The sequence below is a fragment of the Gemmatimonas sp. genome (assembly GCF_021298855.1).
Taxonomy (GTDB): Bacteria; Gemmatimonadota; Gemmatimonadetes; order Gemmatimonadales; family Gemmatimonadaceae; genus Gemmatimonas.
Window position 1 is genome coordinate 1 of record NZ_JAJTHI010000001.1, and the last position, 20,015, is coordinate 20,015.

At 68.2% G+C, this 20,015-nt stretch carries 17 protein-coding genes; 13 read left to right on the forward strand and 4 right to left on the reverse strand.

Annotated features, from left to right (window positions below; translation table 11 throughout):
- Positions 1 to 152 precede the first annotated feature (152 nt).
- Entirely contained in the window at positions 153 to 1,409 is a 1,257-nt protein-coding gene (locus tag LW840_RS00005) for a dicarboxylate/amino acid:cation symporter (protein ID WP_291267034.1), read from the reverse strand.
- Positions 1,410 to 1,491: 82 nt separating this feature from the next.
- Between LW840_RS00005 and LW840_RS00010 the strand changes: the two genes are divergently transcribed.
- The 3 genes from LW840_RS00010 (at position 1,492) to LW840_RS00020 (ending at position 3,675) form a co-directional block, all read left to right on the forward strand.
- Positions 1,492 to 2,535 (forward strand): hydrolase, encoded by a 1,044-nt coding sequence (locus LW840_RS00010; protein WP_291267033.1) that lies wholly within the window; start codon positions 1,492 to 1,494, stop codon positions 2,533 to 2,535.
- Positions 2,536 to 2,722: 187 nt separating this feature from the next.
- Entirely contained in the window at positions 2,723 to 3,295 is a 573-nt protein-coding gene (locus tag LW840_RS00015; protein WP_291270049.1) for a hypothetical protein, read from the forward strand.
- An 11-nt stretch (positions 3,296 to 3,306) separates the two neighbouring features.
- Entirely contained in the window at positions 3,307 to 3,675 is a 369-nt protein-coding gene (locus LW840_RS00020; RefSeq protein ID WP_291267031.1) for a hypothetical protein, read from the forward strand.
- On the opposite strand, the gene LW840_RS00025 is transcribed toward LW840_RS00020, so the two are convergent.
- On the reverse strand, positions 3,600 to 3,890 hold the full coding sequence (locus LW840_RS00025; protein WP_291267030.1) for a hypothetical protein: 291 nt from the start codon (positions 3,888 to 3,890) through the stop codon (positions 3,600 to 3,602). The two genes, LW840_RS00020 and LW840_RS00025, sit on opposite strands and share 76 nt — an antisense overlap.
- Before the next feature lie 120 nt (positions 3,891 to 4,010).
- Between LW840_RS00025 and mnmG the strand changes: the two genes are divergently transcribed.
- From mnmG to LW840_RS00075, 10 genes are all read left to right on the forward strand, one after another.
- Positions 4,011 to 5,978 carry a tRNA uridine-5-carboxymethylaminomethyl(34) synthesis enzyme MnmG gene (gene mnmG / locus LW840_RS00030; protein ID WP_291276198.1) on the forward strand — a complete coding sequence of 656 codons (1,968 nt, stop codon included), beginning with the start codon at positions 4,011 to 4,013 and terminating at the stop codon, positions 5,976 to 5,978.
- A 354-nt stretch (positions 5,979 to 6,332) separates the two neighbouring features.
- Positions 6,333 to 7,061, forward strand: a complete 729-nt coding sequence (locus LW840_RS00035) for an SIMPL domain-containing protein (RefSeq protein ID WP_291267028.1) — start codon at positions 6,333 to 6,335, stop codon at positions 7,059 to 7,061.
- Positions 7,062 to 7,699: 638 nt separating this feature from the next.
- Positions 7,700 to 8,524 carry an AAA family ATPase gene (locus LW840_RS00040; RefSeq protein ID WP_291267370.1) on the forward strand — a complete coding sequence of 275 codons (825 nt, stop codon included), beginning with the start codon at positions 7,700 to 7,702 and terminating at the stop codon, positions 8,522 to 8,524.
- Positions 8,521 to 9,525, forward strand: coding sequence for a ParB/RepB/Spo0J family partition protein (locus LW840_RS00045; protein WP_291276199.1), 1,005 nt, complete (start codon positions 8,521 to 8,523; stop codon positions 9,523 to 9,525). The genes LW840_RS00040 and LW840_RS00045 overlap by 4 nt, the downstream gene beginning before the upstream one ends.
- Before the next feature lie 43 nt (positions 9,526 to 9,568).
- A complete protein-coding gene (locus tag LW840_RS00050; RefSeq protein WP_291276200.1) occupies positions 9,569 to 10,642 on the forward strand; it encodes a BMP family protein in 1,074 nt (357 codons plus the stop codon).
- A 3-nt stretch (positions 10,643 to 10,645) separates the two neighbouring features.
- Complete coding sequence (locus tag LW840_RS00055) at positions 10,646 to 11,482, forward strand: Nif3-like dinuclear metal center hexameric protein (protein ID WP_291260866.1); 837 nt, start codon at positions 10,646 to 10,648, stop codon at positions 11,480 to 11,482.
- A gap of 83 nt (positions 11,483 to 11,565) precedes the next feature.
- Positions 11,566 to 13,104, forward strand: a complete 1,539-nt coding sequence (locus LW840_RS00060) for an ATP-binding cassette domain-containing protein (protein ID WP_291276201.1) — start codon at positions 11,566 to 11,568, stop codon at positions 13,102 to 13,104.
- Entirely contained in the window at positions 13,104 to 14,147 is a 1,044-nt protein-coding gene (locus LW840_RS00065; protein WP_291260868.1) for an ABC transporter permease, read from the forward strand. Before LW840_RS00060 ends, LW840_RS00065 begins: the two co-directional genes overlap by 1 nt.
- The gene (locus tag LW840_RS00070) at positions 14,147 to 15,070 is read left to right on the forward strand and encodes an ABC transporter permease (RefSeq protein ID WP_291260869.1); all 924 of its coding nucleotides are present in this window, start codon (positions 14,147 to 14,149) and stop codon (positions 15,068 to 15,070) included. The genes LW840_RS00065 and LW840_RS00070 overlap by 1 nt, the downstream gene beginning before the upstream one ends.
- A gap of 281 nt (positions 15,071 to 15,351) precedes the next feature.
- Positions 15,352 to 16,662, forward strand: a complete 1,311-nt coding sequence (locus LW840_RS00075; protein ID WP_291276202.1) for a dipeptidase — start codon at positions 15,352 to 15,354, stop codon at positions 16,660 to 16,662.
- A 181-nt stretch (positions 16,663 to 16,843) separates the two neighbouring features.
- On the opposite strand, the gene LW840_RS00080 is transcribed toward LW840_RS00075, so the two are convergent.
- Both LW840_RS00080 and LW840_RS00085 read right to left on the reverse strand, forming a co-directional pair.
- Complete coding sequence (locus tag LW840_RS00080; RefSeq protein WP_291276203.1) at positions 16,844 to 18,193, reverse strand: TldD/PmbA family protein; 1,350 nt, start codon at positions 18,191 to 18,193, stop codon at positions 16,844 to 16,846.
- Complete coding sequence (locus LW840_RS00085) at positions 18,193 to 19,833, reverse strand: TldD/PmbA family protein (RefSeq protein WP_291260872.1); 1,641 nt, start codon at positions 19,831 to 19,833, stop codon at positions 18,193 to 18,195. Before LW840_RS00085 ends, LW840_RS00080 begins: the two co-directional genes overlap by 1 nt.
- Positions 19,834 to 20,015: the final 182 nt, after the last annotated feature.

Below are 20,015 nucleotides of genomic sequence, written 5' to 3' on the forward strand. Positions count from 1 at the left end.
AAAAACGGGCGCCACCGCTTCGCGGGGCGCCCGATTTCCTTGGCGGGTGGATATCGGGAGCCGCGCGCAGCGCTGGCTCCCGTGTTGTTCTTCCGAATTCCTGCTCACTGCGTGCTGTGGTTCCTGCCGTCTGCCGTCTGCCGTTCACGCCGTTACACCGTCTCCGCCCCCCCCTCCGCCACCGCCCGCTTCGCATCATCGAACGCGCCCTCGCTGCGTGACACCACCAGCGTGGCCACGCCGTTGCCGATGAGATTCGTGATGGCGCGTGCCTCGCTCATGAACCGGTCCACGCCCAGCAGCAGCGCCACCCCCTCCACCGGCACGGTACGCGTGGCGGCGAGTGTGCTGGCCAGCACGATGAACCCCGACCCGGTCACGCCGGCAGCGCCCTTGCTGGTGAGCATGAGAATGCCAAGCAGCGTGAGTTGCTCGCCGACCGACAGGTCGATGCCGTACACCTGGGCAATGAAGATCGACGCCATCGACAGGTAGATGCTCGTGCCGTCGAGGTTGAACGAGTAGCCCGTGGGAATCACCAACCCCACCACCGGCTTGGCACAGCCGTACGCCTCGAGTTTCTGCAGCATGCGCGGGAGCGCGGCCTCACTGCTGGAGGTGCCCAACACCAGCAGGATTTCGTCCTTGATGTAGCGAATGAAGCGCAACAGCCGGAAACCGTACAGCCGGCAGATGCCCCCGAGCACGAGGAAGATGAAGAGCGCCATCGTGAGATACACGTCGAGCATCAGCCGCCCGAGGGGTAGCAGGGTCTTGAGCCCGAAGGCCCCCACGGTGTAGGCCATGGCGCCGAAGGCACCGATGGGCGCAATCACCATGACCATGGCCACGATGCGGAAGAACACCGCCTGCAGGCGCACCAGCAGATCGGCAATGTCGCGCCCCGCGTCGCCCACGGCCGTGAGAGCCACGCCAAACAGAATGGCGAAGAACACCACCGGCAGCAGGTCACCGCTGGCAAAGGCGGCGAAGATGTTGCTGGGCACGATGTGCAGGAAGAACTCCAGCATGCTCTGCTGCTCGCCTGCCTTCACGAACTTGCTCACGTCGCCCTTGGCGAGCGCGCTGATGTCGAGTCCGGCGCCCGGCTGGGTCACGTTCACCACCACCAGGCCGATGGCGAGAGCGAAGGTGGAGACGATCTCGAAGTAGAGCAGCGCCTTGCCGCCCACGCGCCCCAGCTTGGACAGGTCGGCCATGCTGGCAATGCCGTGCACGATGGTGAGGAAGATGATCGGGGTGATCACCATCTTCACGAGGTTGATGAACGTGTCGCCGATGGGCTTGAGCGACTTGGCGAAGTCCGGTGCCACCACCCCGAGGATGATGCCCAGCGAGACGGCAACGAGCACCTGAAAGGTCAGGTTGCGGACGATTCTGTTGAGCACGCGGGGAGGGGGCGCGAGGGGCGGGGGGCGGGGGCGGGGGCCGGAAACGGCTGGCCTAGTGTAACACTTAGATTCCCCGTTCATGGGCCCGTCGACCCGATCTCTCACCCCTCCGCCAAGGGCGTATCGCCCGGCTTGGTGGCTTCCCGATCCGCACAGCGCCACGCTCTGGGGCCGTCTGGGCCGCCGAGAGCCGCGTCTGGCGCTGCACACGGAGCGGTGGGACACGCCCGATGGCGATTTCGTGGAGCTGGTGCGCCAGGAGGGTGCGCACGGTGCCGACAGTCCTCGGCTGCTGCTGTTCCACGGCCTCGAGGGCGGGGCGCACTCGCATTACGCCCGGGCCATGTTCCGCGAGGCCCGCGCTCGCGGCTGGGCCGCCGATCTGCTGCTCTTTCGTACCTGTGGTTCCGAACCGAACCGCCTGCCGCGCAGCTACCACTCGGGGGAAACCAGCGATCCCCGGTGGGTGGTGGAGCAGCTGATGCGCGCGTTCCCCACCGCACCGCTGGGGCTCATGGGGGTGAGCCTGGGCGGCAACGTACTCTGCAAGCTGCTGGGCGAGTGTGGCGACGACCTGCCGCCGCAGGTGCGGGGGGCGGTGGCCATGTCGGTGCCCTTCGACCTGGCGGCCGCGTCGCGGCACATCGGCCGCGGCTTCGGCGCGGTGTATGAGAAGTTCTTTCTCAAGTCGCTCATCCCCAAGGCGCTCGCCAAGATCGACCGCCACCCCGAGCTGGCATCGCTGCGCACGGTGGCTCGCGCGCGCACGCTGTGGGAGTTCGACGACGCCTTCACCGCGCCGCTGCACGGCTTCCGCGACGCGGCCGACTACTATGCGCGCGCCAGTTCGCTGCCGTTTCTGCACGGCATCCGGCGTCCCACGCTGCTGCTCAGCGCGGTGGACGACCCCTTTCTGCCCCCGGCGGTGCTCGACCGGGTGCGCGAACAGGTGCGTGGGGTGCACACGGTAGAGATCGAGTTCCCCGACCGCGGCGGTCACGTGGGCTTCACCAGCTACACGCGCCCGTGGAAGCCGTGGTACTACGGCGAGTGGCGGGCGGCGGAATTCCTCGCGTCCCGCTTCGATCAACGGAACGGACCCGTTGATCCGCGGGCACCGTAGAAACTGCTCGCCGGAGTACACGGAGCAACGAAGACACGGAGAACTGATCGTTGTCCCCGTGTCTCCGCGCCTCAGTGGGCTCCGACGAGCTGTTCTGTAAGTACTTTCGGAGTCTTGGGTTTTGGGTGTCCTCGGTTTACTTCACCAATTGTTTCGCCTGCCCATCGTCTTGTAGCCTTTCGTTATCGTGTCCGCTGTCGCTGTCGTTTCGCTCGTGCTTTTCGTCTCCGGCCTCGTGCTCGGCGTCTCCGCCATGCTGCACGGCACCGAGCGCCCGGTGGCCCCCACGGTCGCGCCGCACGAGCGCCGCAGTGAGTATGACCCGGCCTCGGAGCCGTCGCCGGTAGCCAACCGGGCATCACTCGCGGCGCTCGCCTTCGGGTTCGGTCTCACCGGCTATCTCGTAGACCGCTCCCTCGGCTGGCCCTGGTGGGGCGCGCTGCTCGCCGCCCTCGCGGCCGGCAGCGCAGCCTTTTCCCTGCAGTCGCTGCTCATCGCCCGCTGGGCGATTCCGAGCGCCCGCGCCGACGAACCCGACCCGCGGTATCTGCTGCAGGGGACGCTCGCCCGTGTCACCCGCGATGCAGACGGAAACGGAACTGGCGAACTCATCTATGAGCTCGACGGGCACCAGTGCGTCCTGCCGGTGCGTTCACTCGATGGGTCGGCGCTCCCGCTGGGCACCGATGTGGTGATCGACCGCGTGGAAGATGGCGTGGCGTTCGCCGAACTGTGGGCCACCGTGGAGCAACGACTCTAGAGGAGAGTCCCATGCCTGGACGCTGGAGCTGGACCGATGCCTGGATCTTCATTGCCGTCATCTCGGCGCTCCAGCTGAGCATGTTCATGCTGCTCACGAAGATCTACTTCGTGATGCTCCCCGAGGGCGAGAATTGCCCCATGTGCGACAGCGACACGCTGTCCCTGGAGCGCAAGGGGTGGCGCCGCCTGCTGGGGGTGCGCTTCCGTCACAGCTGGTGTATTGGCTGTGGCTGGGCCGGGCTGCATCGGCGCAGCGATGCCTGGATGGCACAGCACCGCCCCCGCTGGCGCCCCTTTGCGCGTCAGCTCCCCGCGTCCATGGCGAAAAGCCGCAGCCACGCCGGCCAGTTGCCGCTCAACTCGAAGAAGTCGTCGTAGTACACGAGGCCGTGCTCTTCGAGCTGGGCAATGAGGTCGGTGAGGGTGTCTTCGCCGACCAGCGGCCCGATGGCAATGAGGCCGCCCTCCACGCGAAACTCGTCGTCCGTGAGATTGAGCGCCTCGTCGAACGACGCGCGCGTCAGACCGACGCGCTCGAACGCGCTCTTCGTGATGAGCAGCGTGGGCGCGGTGTGCGAGATGGTGATGGGCATGCGGAAAGGTACAAGGCAGGACGCCGGGAACAGGAGGCAGGGAGCGGGAAGCCGATCCCCTTTGGCCTGCTCCCCGCTTGCTGCTCCCGGCGTCCTGCCCCCTCCCTTGTATCTTGACGCATGTCTGCCGACCGCATCCCCTCCCCCACCAGCGCCTCCCTCGAGGCGTCCTTTGATGTCATCGTCGTCGGGGGCGGACATGCGGGCACCGAGGCCGCCATGGCCGCCGCGCGATGCGGGGCGCAGGTGGCCCTCATTACCGGAGCGCTCGAGCAGATCGGCCAGCTCTCCTGCAACCCGGCCATTGGCGGCATTGCCAAGGGCACCGTGGTCCGCGAGGTCGATGCCCTGGGGGGGATCATGGCGCGGGCCACCGACCTGGCGTCGGTACAGTTTCGCATGCTCAACCGCGGCAAGGGCCCCGCCGTGTGGGCGCCGCGCGCACAGTGTGATCGTGGTCTGTATCGCCGCGCGGTGCGGACGCTCCTCGAAGCACAGCCCAACCTGCTCACCATGCAGGGTATGGTTGCGCGCCTGCTCTTCGACGAGAGCGCTCACGACGGCGACCGTCGCGTTGCCGGCGTGGAAACCGCCGAAGGTCGGCGCTTCGGCGCTCGCGCAGTGGTGCTCACCACCGGCACCTTCGGACGCGGCACCATGCACATCGGTACCGACACGCGCATCAGCGGCGGCCGAGCCGGCGAAGCGCCCAGTGTGATGCTGGGGGAACAGCTCGACGCGGTGGGACTCGAAACCGCACGCTTCAAGACGGGCACACCGCCACGCATCGACGGGCGCAGCGTACGCTACGACACGCTCGAACAGCAGGACAGCGAGATCGACGCGTTCGATTATTCGTGGTCGCACTTCTGGACCACCCCGCGCATCACAGCCGACGAACGCGGCGGACGCACACGGCACCCCGTGCAGATGCCCTGCTGGATCACGTGGCTCGAGGGCCACGGCACGCAACTCATTGCCGACCACATTGCGGAGTCGGCGATGTACGGCGGCGCCATCGCCTCGCGCGGGCCGCGCTATTGCCCGAGTGTCGAAGACAAGGTGGTGAAGTTCCCCGACAAGCATCGCCATCAGCTCTTTCTCGAGCCGGAGGGACACGACACCACGGAGCTGTACGTGAACGGGCTCTCCACGAGCTTGCCCGCGCCGGTACAGCTCGAGGTGATGCGCACGGTGGCGGGACTCGAGCAGGTGCGCATGACGCGCGCCGGTTACGCGATCGAGTACGACTACTACCCACCCACGCAGCTCGATGCCTCACTCGCCTCGCGGGCCATTCGCGGCCTGTACTTCGCCGGCCAGGTGAATGGCACGACGGGGTACGAAGAGGCGGCCGGCCAGGGGACGATCGCGGGGATCAACGCCGCGCGCTGCACGCAGGCTCGCGAGCCGCTCGTGCTGGGACGCGAGACGAGTTACCTCGCCGTGCTGGTGAACGATCTGGTCACGCGCGGCGTGGACGAGCCCTATCGGCTGTTCACCTCACGCAGCGAGTTCCGCCTCACCGTGCGCCAGGACAATGCGCTGGCACGGCTCGGGCCCATCGCCGAACGCGAAGGGCTGCTCAGCGACGACGAACGCGAGGTGATGGCCGCGCGACTTGGCGCCGTACGCGACGCACTCCGGCTGGCCGAGCACACCAGCATGCCCCCCGAGATCGCCGACCCGGTGCTGGAGGCGGTCGGGTCACGGCCACTGCTGCACGCGGTACGCGCCGCCGAACTGGCCAAGCGCCAGGATGTATCGCTCCAGGCGCTCTTCGGCGCCGCCGGGATTGGAGGTGACCTGCCCAGCGATGCCGTGGTGGGCGCCGAGCTCGAGATCAAATACGCCGGCTACTTCGAGAAGGAGCGGGCGCGGGCAGTACGGCTGGAAGCGCAGGGAGCCGTTCGGCTCCCCGAGCATTGGAATTACGAGGCGCTGCTGACCATCTCAATAGAGGCGCGGCAGAAGCTGAGCCGGCTTCGTCCGGCCACCTTGGCCCAGGCCAGCGCCATCCCCGGGATCAGTCCGGCGGATTTGCAGAACCTGCTGCTCGAACTGCGGCGCGCCCGCGCATCAATATAGTAGGGCGCCGAACTGTCTGGGGGCCGCCTCGGCGCAGCAGTGGAATGCGGGTGGAGATGGAGGGAGGTGTAGGCTGGCGCTCACGAAGGCCGTTTCTCTCGTTTTGAAAATCGTGCGCCCCCGAATCACCTCTGAGGGTGTGATTAGTGTCAACGATCGGTACTGGCGCAGTTCTGGCGCGTATACAGACAGTATAACGCCATAAACGGATCCGCGAACCGTGATGACCCAACGCGCTGAGCGGGGGTAGGATTTCGTACCACGACATTGGCCGACAGGCCGGGAGAGACGATGGACACGCGCCGAGTGCGACCCGAGGGGACTGTAAGCAGTGCGCTGCGAGGAGTGCGGACGATGGGGCTGTTGCCCGTGGCGCTTGGCGCCGTAGCAATGAGCCTGGCGCTCGCCCGTACCGGCGAGGCCCAGCAGGGGCAGGCCCCGCAGCTTCCGACGATCTTCGTTTCCGGACGTGGTGAAGTGCAGGTCGCCCCCGATCGGGCGCGCGTGCAGGTGGGGATGGAGACGCAGGCACGCACATCCCAGCTGGCCGCGCAGGAGAACAACCGGAAGCAGGCCGCCATTCTCGCGGCCATTCGCAAGCTGGGTATTCCCGACGCGAACATTCAGACGCTCAACTACACCGTGAACCCGGTGCAGCGGTACGACGAGAAGCTGCAGCGGGTGGTGATCGACGGCTACCAGGTCACGAACATCGTGCAGGTGGAGACCGACCGCCTCGAGCTGGCGGGCCCGATCATTGACGCCGGGCTGTCGAGCGGCGCCAATCGGGTGGCGGGGCTCGACTTCATCGTGAAAGACCGCGCAAAGGCACAGGATATGGCGCTTACCGATGCCGTGACGTCTGCTCGCCGCCAGGCGGACGTAGCCGCCCGGGCCGCCGGCGGCATGATCGTCGAGCTCATCGAGCTCACGATCAACGAATTCGAGCGTCCGGAGCCGCGCGGCATGGTGGCCATGGCGATGAAAGCTGAAGCCGCCGACGCGCCCGCACCGATTGCCTCGGGCACCAATACCATCAGCGTGAGCGTGGGCACGCGCTGGCGCTTTGCCAAGAGCCCCTGAGGCTCCCGCAGGGCATGTGAGCAACTGTTTCACGTGAAACACCGTGATCTTTTCGCTCTGCCAGCGGAGGAAGCCCGCGGACCTGCCCCTGCAACAGGGAATCCGCGGGCTTCTTCGTTGCTCCCCCGATGAGTTCCCCCGCCGATGGCGCCGAACTGATGTGGGGAGAACCGGAGAACCGGGGAAAGGGAGGACGGTGGCCGCCGTGACCACATTCGCTGCAACAGCTCTGCTGCAACAGGTTTGCCGCGGAAGGTTCAAGGGCCCCCAGTTTCTCTGTTTCCCCGATTCTCCCCCGATCATTTCCCCCCGCCGGTGACGCCGAACTGAGGTGGGGAGAACCGGAGAACCGGGGAAAGGGAGGACGGTGGCCGCCGTGCTCGGAGTTGCCGCGACAGGCGTGCCGCGGAAGGCTCACCGGACACCCAATCATCTCCCCTTCCCCGATTCTCCCCCGATCAGTTCCACAGCGCGGGTTCCCCACCCGCTAGCCAACGCCGAGCCAGGCCAACCGGTCGCGTTTCACGTGAAACCCGTAAACGGCGGGGGGGCGGCTGGAATTTCGTCGCGCACCATGGTGAGCCGCACCGGATCCTCCTATACTTCGCCTCCCGCGAACCCCCCTCTCAGCCATCCCTGTGGGACGCATCCTCGCCATCGCCAACCAGAAAGGCGGAGTCGGCAAGACGACGACCGCCGTGAACCTCGCCGCCTCCCTCGCGGTCGCGGAGCAGCGCACGCTGCTCATCGACGCCGACCCGCAGGGGAACGCCACCTCCGGCTGCGGCATCAGCCGCGACGACTTCGCCGCCAACACGTACGACGTGCTGCTCGGCGAAGCATCCATCGATGAGGCGCTGGTCCGTGGGGTGCAGTTCCGTCATCTCGACGTGCTTCCCACGACACCGGACCTGGCCGCGGTGGAGGTGGAGCTCGTCGATGCCGACGATCGCGTCACCCGCATGCGTCAGGCGTTGGCTGCGGTGCGGGACCGCTACGACTTCATCCTCATCGACTGCCCACCCAGTCTGGGGCTGATCACCCTCAACATGCTGGTAGCGGCGGACGCCCTGCTCATCCCCCTGCAGTGCGAATACTACGCGCTCGAGGGACTGTCCCAGCTGATGGAGACGGTGCAGCGCGTGCAGGATTCGCTCAATCCCGCGTTGGCCCTCGACGCCGTGCTGCTCACCATGTTCGACCCGCGCCTCAACCTGTCGAAGCAGGTGGCGGCCGACGCGCGCGCCCATTTCGGCGACCTGGTACTCACCACGGTCGTGCCGCGCAACATTCGGCTGGCCGAAGCGCCCAGTTTTGGCAAGCCCATTGTGGTGTACGACGTGGCCTCGGTGGGCGCACAGGCGTATATGGCCGTGGCGCGAGAGCTGATCGAACGCGCCGCCCATCCCACACCCCCCAGGAACACCGTGGCCGCCGATCTCCCCGTGGAGGGCGCCCCGTGACCCCGGAACCACCGCGCCGGCTGGGGCGCGGACTCGATGCCCTCCTCGCCCGTCGAGAGCCTGCCAAGACAGCGCCGGCCCCGAGTGCCGGCCCAACCGGGGCCGGTGCGCCGGACCCCGCCGCCACGGCAGCCGCCGGGGCGTCATCCGTGGCGCCGGCGCCGGCAACCGACACCAACGCGGCCGGCACCCTGCGCACCCTCAAGCTGTCCGAGATTCGCCCCAATCCCTTCCAGCCGAGAAAGGAGTTTCGCCCGGATGAATTGGCCGACCTCGAAAACAGTCTGCGCACCAACGGGCTCCTGCAGCCCATCACCGTGCGTCCGGCGCCTGGCGGCAGCGGCTACGAGCTGATCGCCGGCGAGCGGCGCTACCGGGCGGCCAGCCGCCTGGGGTGGACGGACATCCCGGCGCTGGTGAAGCCCGTCGACGACCGCATGCTGGCCACGCTGGCAATGATCGAGAATCTGCAGCGGGCCGATCTCGATCCGATCGAAGAAGCCGACGGCTACCAGCGCCTCATCGACGACTTCGCGCTGACCAATCAGGAAGTCGCCGACGTGGTGGGGAAGGACCGCTCGACGGTGGCCAATGCCCTCCGCCTGCGACAGCTCCCGGCGAGCGTGCGGCGGCTGCTGCAGGACAAGCAGCTCACGGCCGGCCATGCGCGTGCGCTGCTTCCCCTCGCCACGGAGCGGGCCATCGTCGACATGGCACGGGAGGTCGTGGCGAACGGTTGGTCGGTGCGGGAAGTCGAGCGCCGGGTACAGGCCGGGCGCCCGAAACCGCCCGCTGCCGGCAAGAAGCCGGACGCCTCGGCCACCCCCGCCGGGGCGTCCGGCGCCGTGGTGCGGCAGATCGAGGAACGCCTGCGTCGGAAACTGCAAACGGGCGTGTCCATTCAGTTGACAGCGAAGGACAAAGGCGAAGTGCACATCGCCTTCTATTCCAACGACGACCTCGAGCGCCTGCTCGAAGTGCTTGGAATCGCCCTGGATTGAACCACACAGGCGCCATAAACGCGCCACTATCAGGATACACACGATGATCGCGACGCTTTCGCGTTCCTTCGGTCGCTCGGCGGCTCTGCTGGCCCTCCTGGCCGCTGGCCTGGGCTGCGCTCGTGGTGATGGTGAGCGGGCTGGTGGCGCCGACAGTGCTGTCGCCGGTGTCCCCTTCAAGGTGGCGCTGCTGACGCCTGGGCCAATTTCCGACAAGTCGTGGAACGGCGGGGCCTACGAGGGGCTCACCATGTTGCGCGACTCGTTGGGCGCGCAGATCTCGCATATCCAGACCAAGACCCCTGCCGAGTTCGAGGAGAATTTCCGCCAGTATGGGGCGCAGGGGTACGCCATGGTGGTGGGCCATGGCTTCGAGTTCCAGGACGCCGCGTCGCGGGTGGCGCCCTCGTATCCCAAGACCCGCTACATCGTGACCTCGGGGCGGGTGGTGGGGCCCAACCTGGCGGGCATCGCCTTCCTGTTCGAGGAGGCCTCGTACCAGGCGGGAATGATTGCCGGCGCGATGACCACCACCAACAAGCTGGGGCTCATTGCCGGCACCGAGCTCCCGCCGGTGAAGGCCAGCTTCGAAGCCTTTGCCCGTGGCGCGAAGGCGATCAATCCCCAGGTTGAAGTCATTACGTCGTACATCGGCAACTGGGATGATGTGAGCGCCGGCAAGGAACAGGCGCTCGCGCAGATCGCGCGGGGCGTGGACATCATCTTTCAGAATGCCGACGCCGCAGGGTTGGGCATCTTTCAGGCGGCGAAGGAAAAGCGCGTGTATGCCTTCGGCACCAACGCCAACCAGAACGATGTGGCCCCGGACGTGATCATCGGCAGTGTGGTGATCGACCTGCCCCGCGCGTTCATGCGGATCGGGCGGGAGGTGCAGGGTGGCACCTTCCAGGGGCGCGTGATCAGCCTTGGCGTGAAGGATGACGTGGTGCGACTGGTGCTCAATCCGGCCCTCGCCTCCCGTGTCCCTGCCGCCGCCAAGGCAGCCGCGGACAGCGTGGGCGTGTTGCTCCGCGAAGGGCGCTTCCACGCGATGAAGGACCTCACGATGGGCGCCGACATCGCCAAGCCCATCGCCACGCCCGCCCCCAAGAACTGAGGCATGTCCACGCCATCGCGGGACCGCATTCTGGCGCAGGCCACCGGGAACGGTGTCGTTGGGGCCCACGCCCCGCTGCGGGACATCGTGCGCGCGCTCGACGACGAATTGCGCACCGCCGAGCTCCCCGATTACGCCGGCGCCATGAACGGGTTGCAGGTGGCCAACCGTGGCACCGTCACCAAGGTGGCCGTGGCCGTGGATGCGTCACGTGCCGCGATCACCGAAGCGGCGATCTGGGGCGCCAACCTGCTCATCGTGCACCATGGGCTCTTCTGGGGTGGGGCGCAGCCGCTGACCGGCGTGGCCTACGACAAGTATCGCACCCTCTTTGGCGCCGATATCGCCGTGTATGCCACGCACCTGCCGCTCGACGGCCACGCGGAGCTGGGCAACAACGTGCGCCTGGCGCACGCACTCGACCTCACCCCGGGCGGTGGCTTTGCCCGCTACAAGACGTTCGATGTGGGCGTGATGGGCGAGGGCGAGCTGCCGACCGCCGAGCTCGTGGCGCGGGTGGAAGCCTTTGTCGCGCGCTATGGGGGCGCGGTGCGGACGTCGGTGGAGGCGGCCGGTCGCACCACGCGTCGCTGGGCGATCTGCACCGGTGGTGGCGCGAACAGCGAGACGCTGCGTGAGGCGCGTGAACGCGGCATCGACACGCTCATCGTTGGGGAAGGTCCGCACCACACCACGGTGGAGGCCATCGAGCACGATCTGTGTGTGGTGTATGCCGGCCACTACGCCACCGAGACGCTGGGTGTGCAGGCACTCGGTGCCTGGCTCGAGCAGCGCTTCGGCCTGCCGTGGACGTTCCTGCATCTCCCCACCGGTTCGTGAGCCAATCCGGGGCGCCCGCCGGCGCGGCACCGGAACACGGGCCGGGCGCTGGCGGGGCGCCCGTATCCGCTCGTGGTGCGTCCGTGACGCCGCTCCTGGTGCTCGACGGCCTGTCGCACCGCTTCGGTCGCGTGGAGGCCCTGCGCGGAGCGTCGCTGACCGTTCGCCCGGGCACGGTGCACGCGCTGCTGGGGGAGAACGGCGCCGGCAAGAGCACACTCATGCGCGCCGCCTTCGGCCTGCTGCAGCCCGATCGGGGAGTGCTGCGCTGGAAGGGGGCTCCGCACCGGCTCGCGTCCCCCGCGGCCGCGCTGCGTCTGGGCATTGGCATGGTGCACCAGCATTTCACGCTGGTGCCGGCCATGACGGTCGCGGAGAATGTCGCCCTGGGAGGGCATGGCGCGTTCGACCCCGCCCAGGCAGCGGCGCGCGTGCGCGAGGTGGCCATGCGGGCGGGGCTCACGCTCGACCCCGACGCGCGCGTGGGGGCGCTTCCGGTTGGCGCGCAGCAGCGATGCGAAATCGTGAAGGCGCTGGCCCGCGACGTCGAACTCCTCATCCTCGATGAGCCCACGGCCGTCCTCGCCCCCGGCGAGGCCGCGGAGCTCCTGACGTGGGTTCGGCGCTACGCCGATGCGGGCAACGCCGTGGTGCTCATCACGCACAAGCTGCGCGACGCGCTCGCGGTGGCCGACGACGTGACCGTGCTGCACCGCGGGCGGACCGTGCTCACCACGCGCGCCGCCGACAGCTCACAGGAGGCACTGGCCGCCGCCATGATCGGGGACGCCGTGATCGGGGACGGCATGGTCGGGGACGGCATGGTCGGGGACGCCGCGACGGGTCACGGCACCGCCGGTCACGCCGACGGCACGGCCGCCGACCGCCCGGCTGCCGCCACCGTCCGCACGAGCCGCCCCGCCCCGATGACCACGGGCCGCGTGGTGCTGGCGCTCGACGGCGTGACGGTGCGCGATGCGCGCGGCGTGCTGCTGCTGCGCGAGGTGACCCTCACCGTGCGTGCCGGCGAGATCGTGGGCGTGGCGGCGGTGGAGGGCGCCGGCCAGCATCCACTGCTGCGCGTGCTCGCCGGCCGCATGGAGGCCAGCACCGGACGCGTGCAGCGCCCGGCGCGCGTGGGGTTCGTGCCGGAAGACCGTCACCGCGATGCCCTGCTGCTCGACGCACCGCTCTTCGAGAACGCCGCCCTGCGCGGCGCCGGCGCACGGCGTGGGCGCATGCCATGGGCGGCACTGCGGGCCCACACGAGCGCCCTGCTGGCGCGTCACGATGTGCGTGCGCCGCACGCCGCGGTGCCGGCACGCACGCTCAGCGGCGGCAATCAGCAGAAGTTCGTGCTGGGACGTGAACTCGCCGACGAGCCGGAGGCGCTCGTGGTGGAGAATCCCTCGCGTGGACTCGACTTCAAGGCCACCGCCGCCGTGCAGGCGGCGCTGCGCGCCGCCCGCGATGGTGGCACGGCCGTGGTGGTGTACAGCAGCGATCTCGACGAGGTCCTCCTGCTCGCCGACCGCGTGGTCGTCATGTATGCCGGTCAGCTCACCGAGGTGGCACGCACGCGTGAAGCCGCCGGACGCGCCATGCTGGGGAGCGAGCGCTGATGCACGGCAGCGCGCGCGCCCTCGCGCAGCTGGGGATCGTGCTGCTGGCCGCCCTGGCGCTGTTGTCGCTCCTGCTCGTGGCCACCGGCCATGCCGTGGGGCCCGCGCTGACCGCCCTCGTGCGGGGCGCCTTCGGCTCGTCCTACGCCATCACCTCGGCCACCATCGTGCGCATGATCCCGCTGGGGTTCGCGGGGCTGGCCGTGTCGCTCGCCTTCCGCGCCGGCATGCTGAACATCGGCGCCGAAGGGCAGCTGCTCATGGGGGCGGCGGCGGCGGCGGCTCTGGCTGTGCCGCTGGCGTCGGCCCCGGCAGCGGTCGGCATTCCGCTGTTGCTGACCGGGGGCGCCGTGGCGGGCGCCGCATGGGCGGCCGTGGCGGCCCTGCTGCGCCTGCGCTTCGGCGTACTGGAAGTGATCAGCACCATCATGCTCAACTTCGTGGCGCAGTACCTGACCGGATGGCTGGTACGCGGACCGTTGCAGGAGCCCACGCGCGTCAATCCGCAGTCGGCATCACTGGCCAGCGCACTGCAGCTGCCGGTGCTGCTGGAGGGCACACGGCTGCATGTGGGTGTGCTGCTGCTGCTGCTGCTGGCGTTCGCCACGTGGTGGTGGCTGAGCCAGACGGCGAGCGGCTTCCGTGTGCGCGCCGTGGGGATGAACGAAGCGGCTGCGCGCAGCGCCGGCGATGTGGCCGTGGGGCGCACGATCGCCGGGGCGTTCGTGCTGAGCGGGCTGCTGGCTGGTCTGGGAGGGGCGGTGGAATACACCGGCATCACCTACGCCCTCTACGAGAACTTCTCGCCGGGGTACGGCTACACCGCCATTGCGGTGGCGCTGCTGGCCCGACTGCACCCGGTGGGGGTGCTCGGTACCGCGCTGCTCTTCGGCGCGCTGGAGGCCGGCGCCAACGCCATGCAGCGTGATGCCGGTGTTCCGAGTGTGGTGGTGAGCGTGGTGGAAGCCGTACTGATTCTGCTCATCGTGGGCGCCGATCGCTGGTCGGGCCGACTGTCGGCGCGCGCAGAGGCGGCCACCTGATGCAGGAGAGCAGCGTGCTCGCGATTGGCGGCGGGTTTCTCGAGGCCACGGTACGCACGGCCACCCCGCTGGCGTTTGCGGCGCTCGGGGAGTGCATCAGTGAGCGCGCCGGTGTCATCAACATTGGTCTCGAGGGGTCGATCATCGCCGGCGCGCTGGGCGCCACGGTGGCGGCCGGTGTGCTGGGTGTGGGCGGCGGCTTCGCGGTGGGGGCCTTGGCCGGGCTCCTGGTGGCGGCGCTGTTCGCCTTCTTCACCGTGGGGCTGCGCGCCGACCAGATCATCACGGGCACGGCCATCACCATGTTCGCCCTCGGCCTCACCGGCACGCTGTACCGCTCCATCTTCGGCGCGGCCGGGGTGGCGCTGGACACGCCCACGGCCGGCGTCGTGCGCATTCCCGGCCTCGCGGAGCTTCCGCTGGTGGGGGGCGCGCTGTTCGCCCAGCCGGCCGCCACGTATGTCGTGACGCTCCTGGCCTTCGTGCTCGCGTGGTACATGGCCCGCACGCATCAGGGACTCGCGCTGCGCGCCATTGGCGAGTATCCCGACGCGGCCATTGCCGCCGGTATCACGCCGCGCCGCTATCAGGCGCTGGCGGTGCTCTTCGCGGGCGGCATGGCAGGGCTGGCCGGCGCCACGCTGGTGCTCGCGCAGGCAGGGACGTTCGTGGAGGGGATGAGTGCGGGGCGTGGGTTCATTGCCATCGCCATCGTCGTGCTTGGGCGCTGGCGCCCGCTTGGCGTGGCCGCGGCGGCGCTGCTCTTTGGTGCGGCCAACTCCCTGCAGGTGCTCTTCCAGAGCATGGGGTGGCAGGGGGTGCCATATCAGCTCTTTCTCGCCCTGCCGTACCTGCTCACGCTGCTGGTGCTGGCCGGCGCCAGCGGGCGGGCGGCCGCGCCGGCGGCGCTGGGGAAACGGTAGCAGGACCACATGAGCGCCGCGGGTCGAGGGTACGGCGAAACCGGCCACGATGACCCGCTCCAGGACCTGCCGCACCACCGGATCGCGACCGTCGCTGTGGTTGTCGGTGTTGAGCGGGATGCGTCTGCGTGCCCTCTGGGGAGGGAACGGTCCCGTGGTGCACACCAGGTGCCTGACAGCACCTCCGGCGCGCGCGACGTATTCTTGCGTACGGTCCTGCCCCGCCTCGTCCCCCCGTCCCGCGGCCGTCGCTCCATCCCCTCCCGTTCATCCCCACGCCCATGTCCGCGTTCGCCCGTCGCTGCCTGCTTGCTCCTGCACTGCCGCTGGCGGCCGTGCTGTGCCTGACCCCCAGCCTGTCGGCCCAGTCCGGGCCGAAGCCGCGCGACGAGGCCGCGGTGCTCGCCGCCGCCAAGGCCATTCACGCGAAGGTGCTGTCCATCGACACCCATGTGGACATTGCCCCGTCGAACTTCACCGCCACCGGCCCCAACTACACGCAGCGGCTGCCGCGCACGCAGGTGGATCTCGTGAAGATGGAAGAAGGTGGCCTCGTGGGCGCCTTCCTCATCGTGTACGTGGGGCAGGACACGGCGCTCAACGCCGCCGGCTACGCGCGCGCCAACGCGCAGGCGATCGAGAAGTTCGAGGCCATTCACCGGCTCACCGAAACGCTGGCGCCGTCGCGCGCGGAGATTGCCTACACGGCGGCCGACGCGCGCCGCATTCACCAGAGCGGCAAGCGGGTCATCTTCATCGGCATCGAGAACGGCTTTCCCATTGGCAGTGACCTCTCCAATGTGCAGAAGTTCTACGAGCGCGGGGGGCGCTACCTGTCCCTCGCGCACAACGGGCACAGCCAGCTCTCCGACAGCAACACCGGCGAGCGCGACGGGGTGTGGCTGCACAACGGGCTCTCGCCGTTGGGCCGGCAGGTGATTGCCGAGATGAACCGGCTGGGCATGATGATCGACGTCTCGCACCCCAGCAAGCAGTCCATGCTGCAGACGGTGGCGCTCAGCACGGCGCCCATCATTGCGTCACACTCGGGGGCCCGCGCGCTGTGCGGGCACAGCCGCAACATGGACGACGAGCAGCTCGACGCGCTCAAGAAGAACGGTGGCGTGATTCAGCTGGTGGCGTTCAACAGCTACGTGAAGTGCAACCCCACGCGTGACGCCGAGCGGGCGGCGGCCATCGATGCGCTGCGCAAGGAGTACGGCATTGCCGCCGGCAATCGGGCAGAGGTGCAGCGCGCCATGGACGCGCTCCCCAACGACCGGCGCAACGCGTACCTGGCCAAGCAGGAGGACATCACGGCCCGTCGCTACCCGGCCGATCCCGCGGCCACGGTGAAGGACTTCGCGGACCACATCGATTACGTGGTGAAGCGCATCGGCATCGACCACGTGGGCATCAGCAGCGACTTCGACGGTGGCGGGGGTGTGGACGGCTGGCGCACTGCGTCCGAGTCGTTGAACGTGACCGCCGAGCTCGTGCGCCGCGGCTACACGGAGCAGGAGATCGCCAAGATCTGGGGCGGGAATCTGCTGCGGGTGATGGAGCGGGTGGAGAAGGTGGCGGGGAAGTAAGGCGCGCCTGGCCGGGATTGGTGGCCAGATCGCGTGGGGGGGCGGAAAGGCTATGATCGCGTGTGGGGCAGGGAGTTTCGGGTATCGGGTTTCGGGTGTACACCCGCCACCCGAAACCCGACACTCGAAACGTCCCGCCCCACATGTGACATCAGCCCCCCGCCCCAACCGCGATCTCAGCTCACACCGCCTCGCTCAATGACGTGAAGTTGAAATCCCGCACCTTCAGGCTCGGCATCACCACGTCTCCGCCTTGCTCGGTGCCCGCCACCCGTTCGGCGCGACCGAGGGCCTCGAGGTTGTTGAGCATGAACAGCGGCGACTCGTTGAAGCGGAAATTGCGCAGGCTCTTGGTGATCCTGCCGTTCTCGATGAGGAACGTGCCGTCGCGCGTGAGCCCCGTGTAGAGAATGGTGCGCGGGTCCACTTCGCGCAGATACCACAGACGCGTCACGAGAATGCCGCGCGTGGTGCCCTTCACGAGGTCGTCCACGCTCTGCGTGCCACCCGCCATCTTGAAGGTGCTGGGCCCACCGGTGGGTGTCTTGCCCTGCTTCCTGGCCCAGAAGCGCGAGTAGATGAGCTGCTTGAGCACACCGTTCTCGATCCACACCTGGCGACCCAGTGGCATGCCCTCGAAGTCCCACGGGCGTCCCTGCAGCTGCGGATCGCTCGGATCGGAAAAGAGGGTGACGCGTTCGTCCATGATCTTCTCGCCCACCTTGTTGCCGCCGCCCTGCTTCACGAACGGGCTGCGCCCTTCGTCGGCGCTGCGGGCATCGGCATACTGACTGATCAGCTGCACGATGTCGCCCACGGCCTGCGGCTCGAGAATAACCGTGTACCGTCCCGGCTCGATCGCCACCGGATTGCGCGACAGCTTTGCCTTGGCGCTCGCCGTTTCCGCCACCCGGCGCGCGTCGAGCTGTGCCCAGTCGGCGTTGTCGGCCGCGGCCCAGCCACTCCCCGTGCCGTCGCTGGTACGCACCGTGAGCGTGTAGTTCGCATTGGTGCTGCGGTGGTAGGCGAACATGCCCGTGCTGTTGCCGATTGCCAGCGCACCGGCGGTGGTCACGAGATATCCGGCCGCCTTGAGATCGCCCGACGTGCGCGCGATCTCGAGCGCGGACAGCGCGGCCTTCGCCCGATCCGCCGCCGAGAGATTCGCCGTGCTGTCGAACCACGCATTCACCGGCGTGTACTGCTGCGCCGCGAGCTGCGGCATGTTCTCGGGATCTTCCGGGGCCAGACGCGCCAGCCGTTCACTCTCGGCCACGGCGCGCGCGATGCTGTCGTCGGAAAAGTCGTTGGTGGTCACCACGGCGTGCCGGGCGCCGAAGAAGCTCTGAATCCCGAGCTGTCCGTCGGTGGTGCTGCCCGCGGTACTCACCTGATTGTCGGCGAAGCGGATGTTCCCCGCCGTGTACGTGTTCACCTGCACGTCGATGGCGTCGGCCTTGGAGCGCTTGATCGCCTTCTCCACGATGGCCTGCGCCTGCTCGCGGGTGAGGATGGCATTGTCCGCTTGCATTACGCCTTCCTCCCGGTGTTGATCACGTTCACGTTGCGGAAACGCGCCGGCGGCGAGCCGTGCGAGACCGCGTTCACCTGTGGGGGCTGCCCCTTGCCGTCGAAGAACGAGCCGCCCAGTTCGTAGCTGCGCGGGCCACCGATCATGTCCATGCTGTTCCAGAAGTCCGGCGTGCGGATCTGGTAGGCCACATCCTTCAGCACGCCCACGACCTTGCCCCCCTTGATCTCGTGGTACAGCTGGCCACCGAACTGCGCGTTGAAGCGCTGCTGGTCGATGGAGAAGGAGCCGTCGCCCTGAATGAGGATGCCGCGGTCGGTGGCGGCGATGAGATCGTTCATGGTGAGATCCTTCTCACCGGGCATGAGCGACACGTTGGGCATGCGCTGGAACTGCACGTTGTCCCACCCCTGCGCATACGAGCAGCCATGCGAGCGCACCGGACGACCGTGCTTCTCGTACCACCAGCGCAGCCACGGCGCCTGTTCGCGCGTGGTCTGGTAGTCGTTGAACACGCCGTTCTTCACGATGAGGAACTCGTCGGGCTTCACGCCGTCGTCGTCCCACCCGATGGTGGAGAGCCCGCCTTCCTGCGAACGGTCACCCTGGACGTTCATGAGGCTCGGCCCGTACTTGAGCGTCCCCAGCATCTTCTCCGGCGGCGCCACGAAGCTGGTGCCGGCGTAGTTGGCTTCGTAACCCATGGCGCGATCGAGCTCGGTGGGGTGCCCGATGCTCTCGTGAATGGTGAGCCACAGATTCTGCGGGTCGAGCACGAGATCGTACCGCCCCTGCTCCACCGGCTTGCCGGTGAGCTTGGCCGCCGCCTCGTCGCCCCACTGCTGCGCCTTGCCCACCAGGTCGTTCGACAGCACGTACTCCCACCCGCGGGCCATGGGGGCCACCATGTTGCTGCGGTTCTGGAAGTCGGTGAAGTCGCTGCTCACCGCGGTGATCTGCATGGTGGGCCACGAGCGCACCACGTCCTGCTTCGTCACCGTGCCGTCGGTGTTGGCGTAGTGGCGTTCGTCCTTCACGAAGAAGAATCCGCTGAAGACGTACTTCACGTTCTTGGCCTTCATGGCGTTCGCGTTGGCCGTGATGAGCAGGTCGGCCTTCTGCTCAACGGGCACGTCGAACGGATCCTGCGTGAAGGCGCTTTTCCAGTAGCCATCCTTCACCGCGGGCGTCGGCAGCCATTCCACACCATGCGCGCGCGCGACCGTGCTGGCCTTGGCAATGGCCACCGCCTCACGCGCCGCAGAGGCCGCGCCGTCGATGGTGAGGATGCGCGTCGCCGAAAAGCCCCACGTCCCGTCTACCAGCGCGCGGACGCCGAGGCCCACCGTATCGGTGTCCACGACGTTCTGGATCTGCTGCTCACGGGTGAACACGAAGTTCTGGCGCTGGCGGCTGCAGCGCACGTCGGCATAGCTGGCACCGGCCATCTTGGCCGCATTGAGCGCCGCGTCCATGAGGGTGCGCACATTCGCGATATCCTCGAAGGCCTCGAGGGTGCGCCAATCGGGGGCCGGGGCGGCACTCAGCAGCCGCGGAATACCGGCCAAACCGCTGCCGGCCAGCAAGGCGCCGCCAAGTGCGGTGCCGCCCTGCCGGAGAAAATCACGTCGGGAGGTCATGAGGAACAGTGGACTCCGCCAAACTGGTGGGAAAGCGGGCGGGGCGCCCGCGGGACATGCCGACAGGTACGAACGGGAGACCGGCTTCGTTTCGACACCCTGAGAACGCGGCAGCGTTGCTGCCGCGTTCAGAGCCGAGCGCCCAACTCTCAGCCGGAGAATTGACAGCTGAGGCTTGGGGT

Coding starts and splice junctions, on each gene's coding strand:
- LW840_RS00010 (WP_291267033.1), top strand. CDS start 1,492: ATGGGCCCGTCGACCCGATCTCTCACCCCTCCGCCAAGGGCGTATCGC.
- LW840_RS00020 (WP_291267031.1), top strand. CDS start 3,307: ATGCCTGGACGCTGGAGCTGGACCGATGCCTGGATCTTCATTGCCGTC.
- LW840_RS00025 (WP_291267030.1), bottom strand. CDS start 3,890: ATGCCCATCACCATCTCGCACACCGCGCCCACGCTGCTCATCACGAAG.
- mnmG (WP_291276198.1), top strand. CDS start 4,011: ATGTCTGCCGACCGCATCCCCTCCCCCACCAGCGCCTCCCTCGAGGCG.
- LW840_RS00035 (WP_291267028.1), top strand. CDS start 6,333: ATGGGGCTGTTGCCCGTGGCGCTTGGCGCCGTAGCAATGAGCCTGGCG.
- LW840_RS00050 (WP_291276200.1), top strand. CDS start 9,569: ATGATCGCGACGCTTTCGCGTTCCTTCGGTCGCTCGGCGGCTCTGCTG.
- LW840_RS00055 (WP_291260866.1), top strand. CDS start 10,646: ATGTCCACGCCATCGCGGGACCGCATTCTGGCGCAGGCCACCGGGAAC.
- LW840_RS00065 (WP_291260868.1), top strand. CDS start 13,104: ATGCACGGCAGCGCGCGCGCCCTCGCGCAGCTGGGGATCGTGCTGCTG.
- LW840_RS00070 (WP_291260869.1), top strand. CDS start 14,147: ATGCAGGAGAGCAGCGTGCTCGCGATTGGCGGCGGGTTTCTCGAGGCC.
- LW840_RS00075 (WP_291276202.1), top strand. CDS start 15,352: ATGTCCGCGTTCGCCCGTCGCTGCCTGCTTGCTCCTGCACTGCCGCTG.
- LW840_RS00080 (WP_291276203.1), bottom strand. CDS start 18,193: ATGCAAGCGGACAATGCCATCCTCACCCGCGAGCAGGCGCAGGCCATC.
- LW840_RS00085 (WP_291260872.1), bottom strand. CDS start 19,833: ATGACCTCCCGACGTGATTTTCTCCGGCAGGGCGGCACCGCACTTGGC.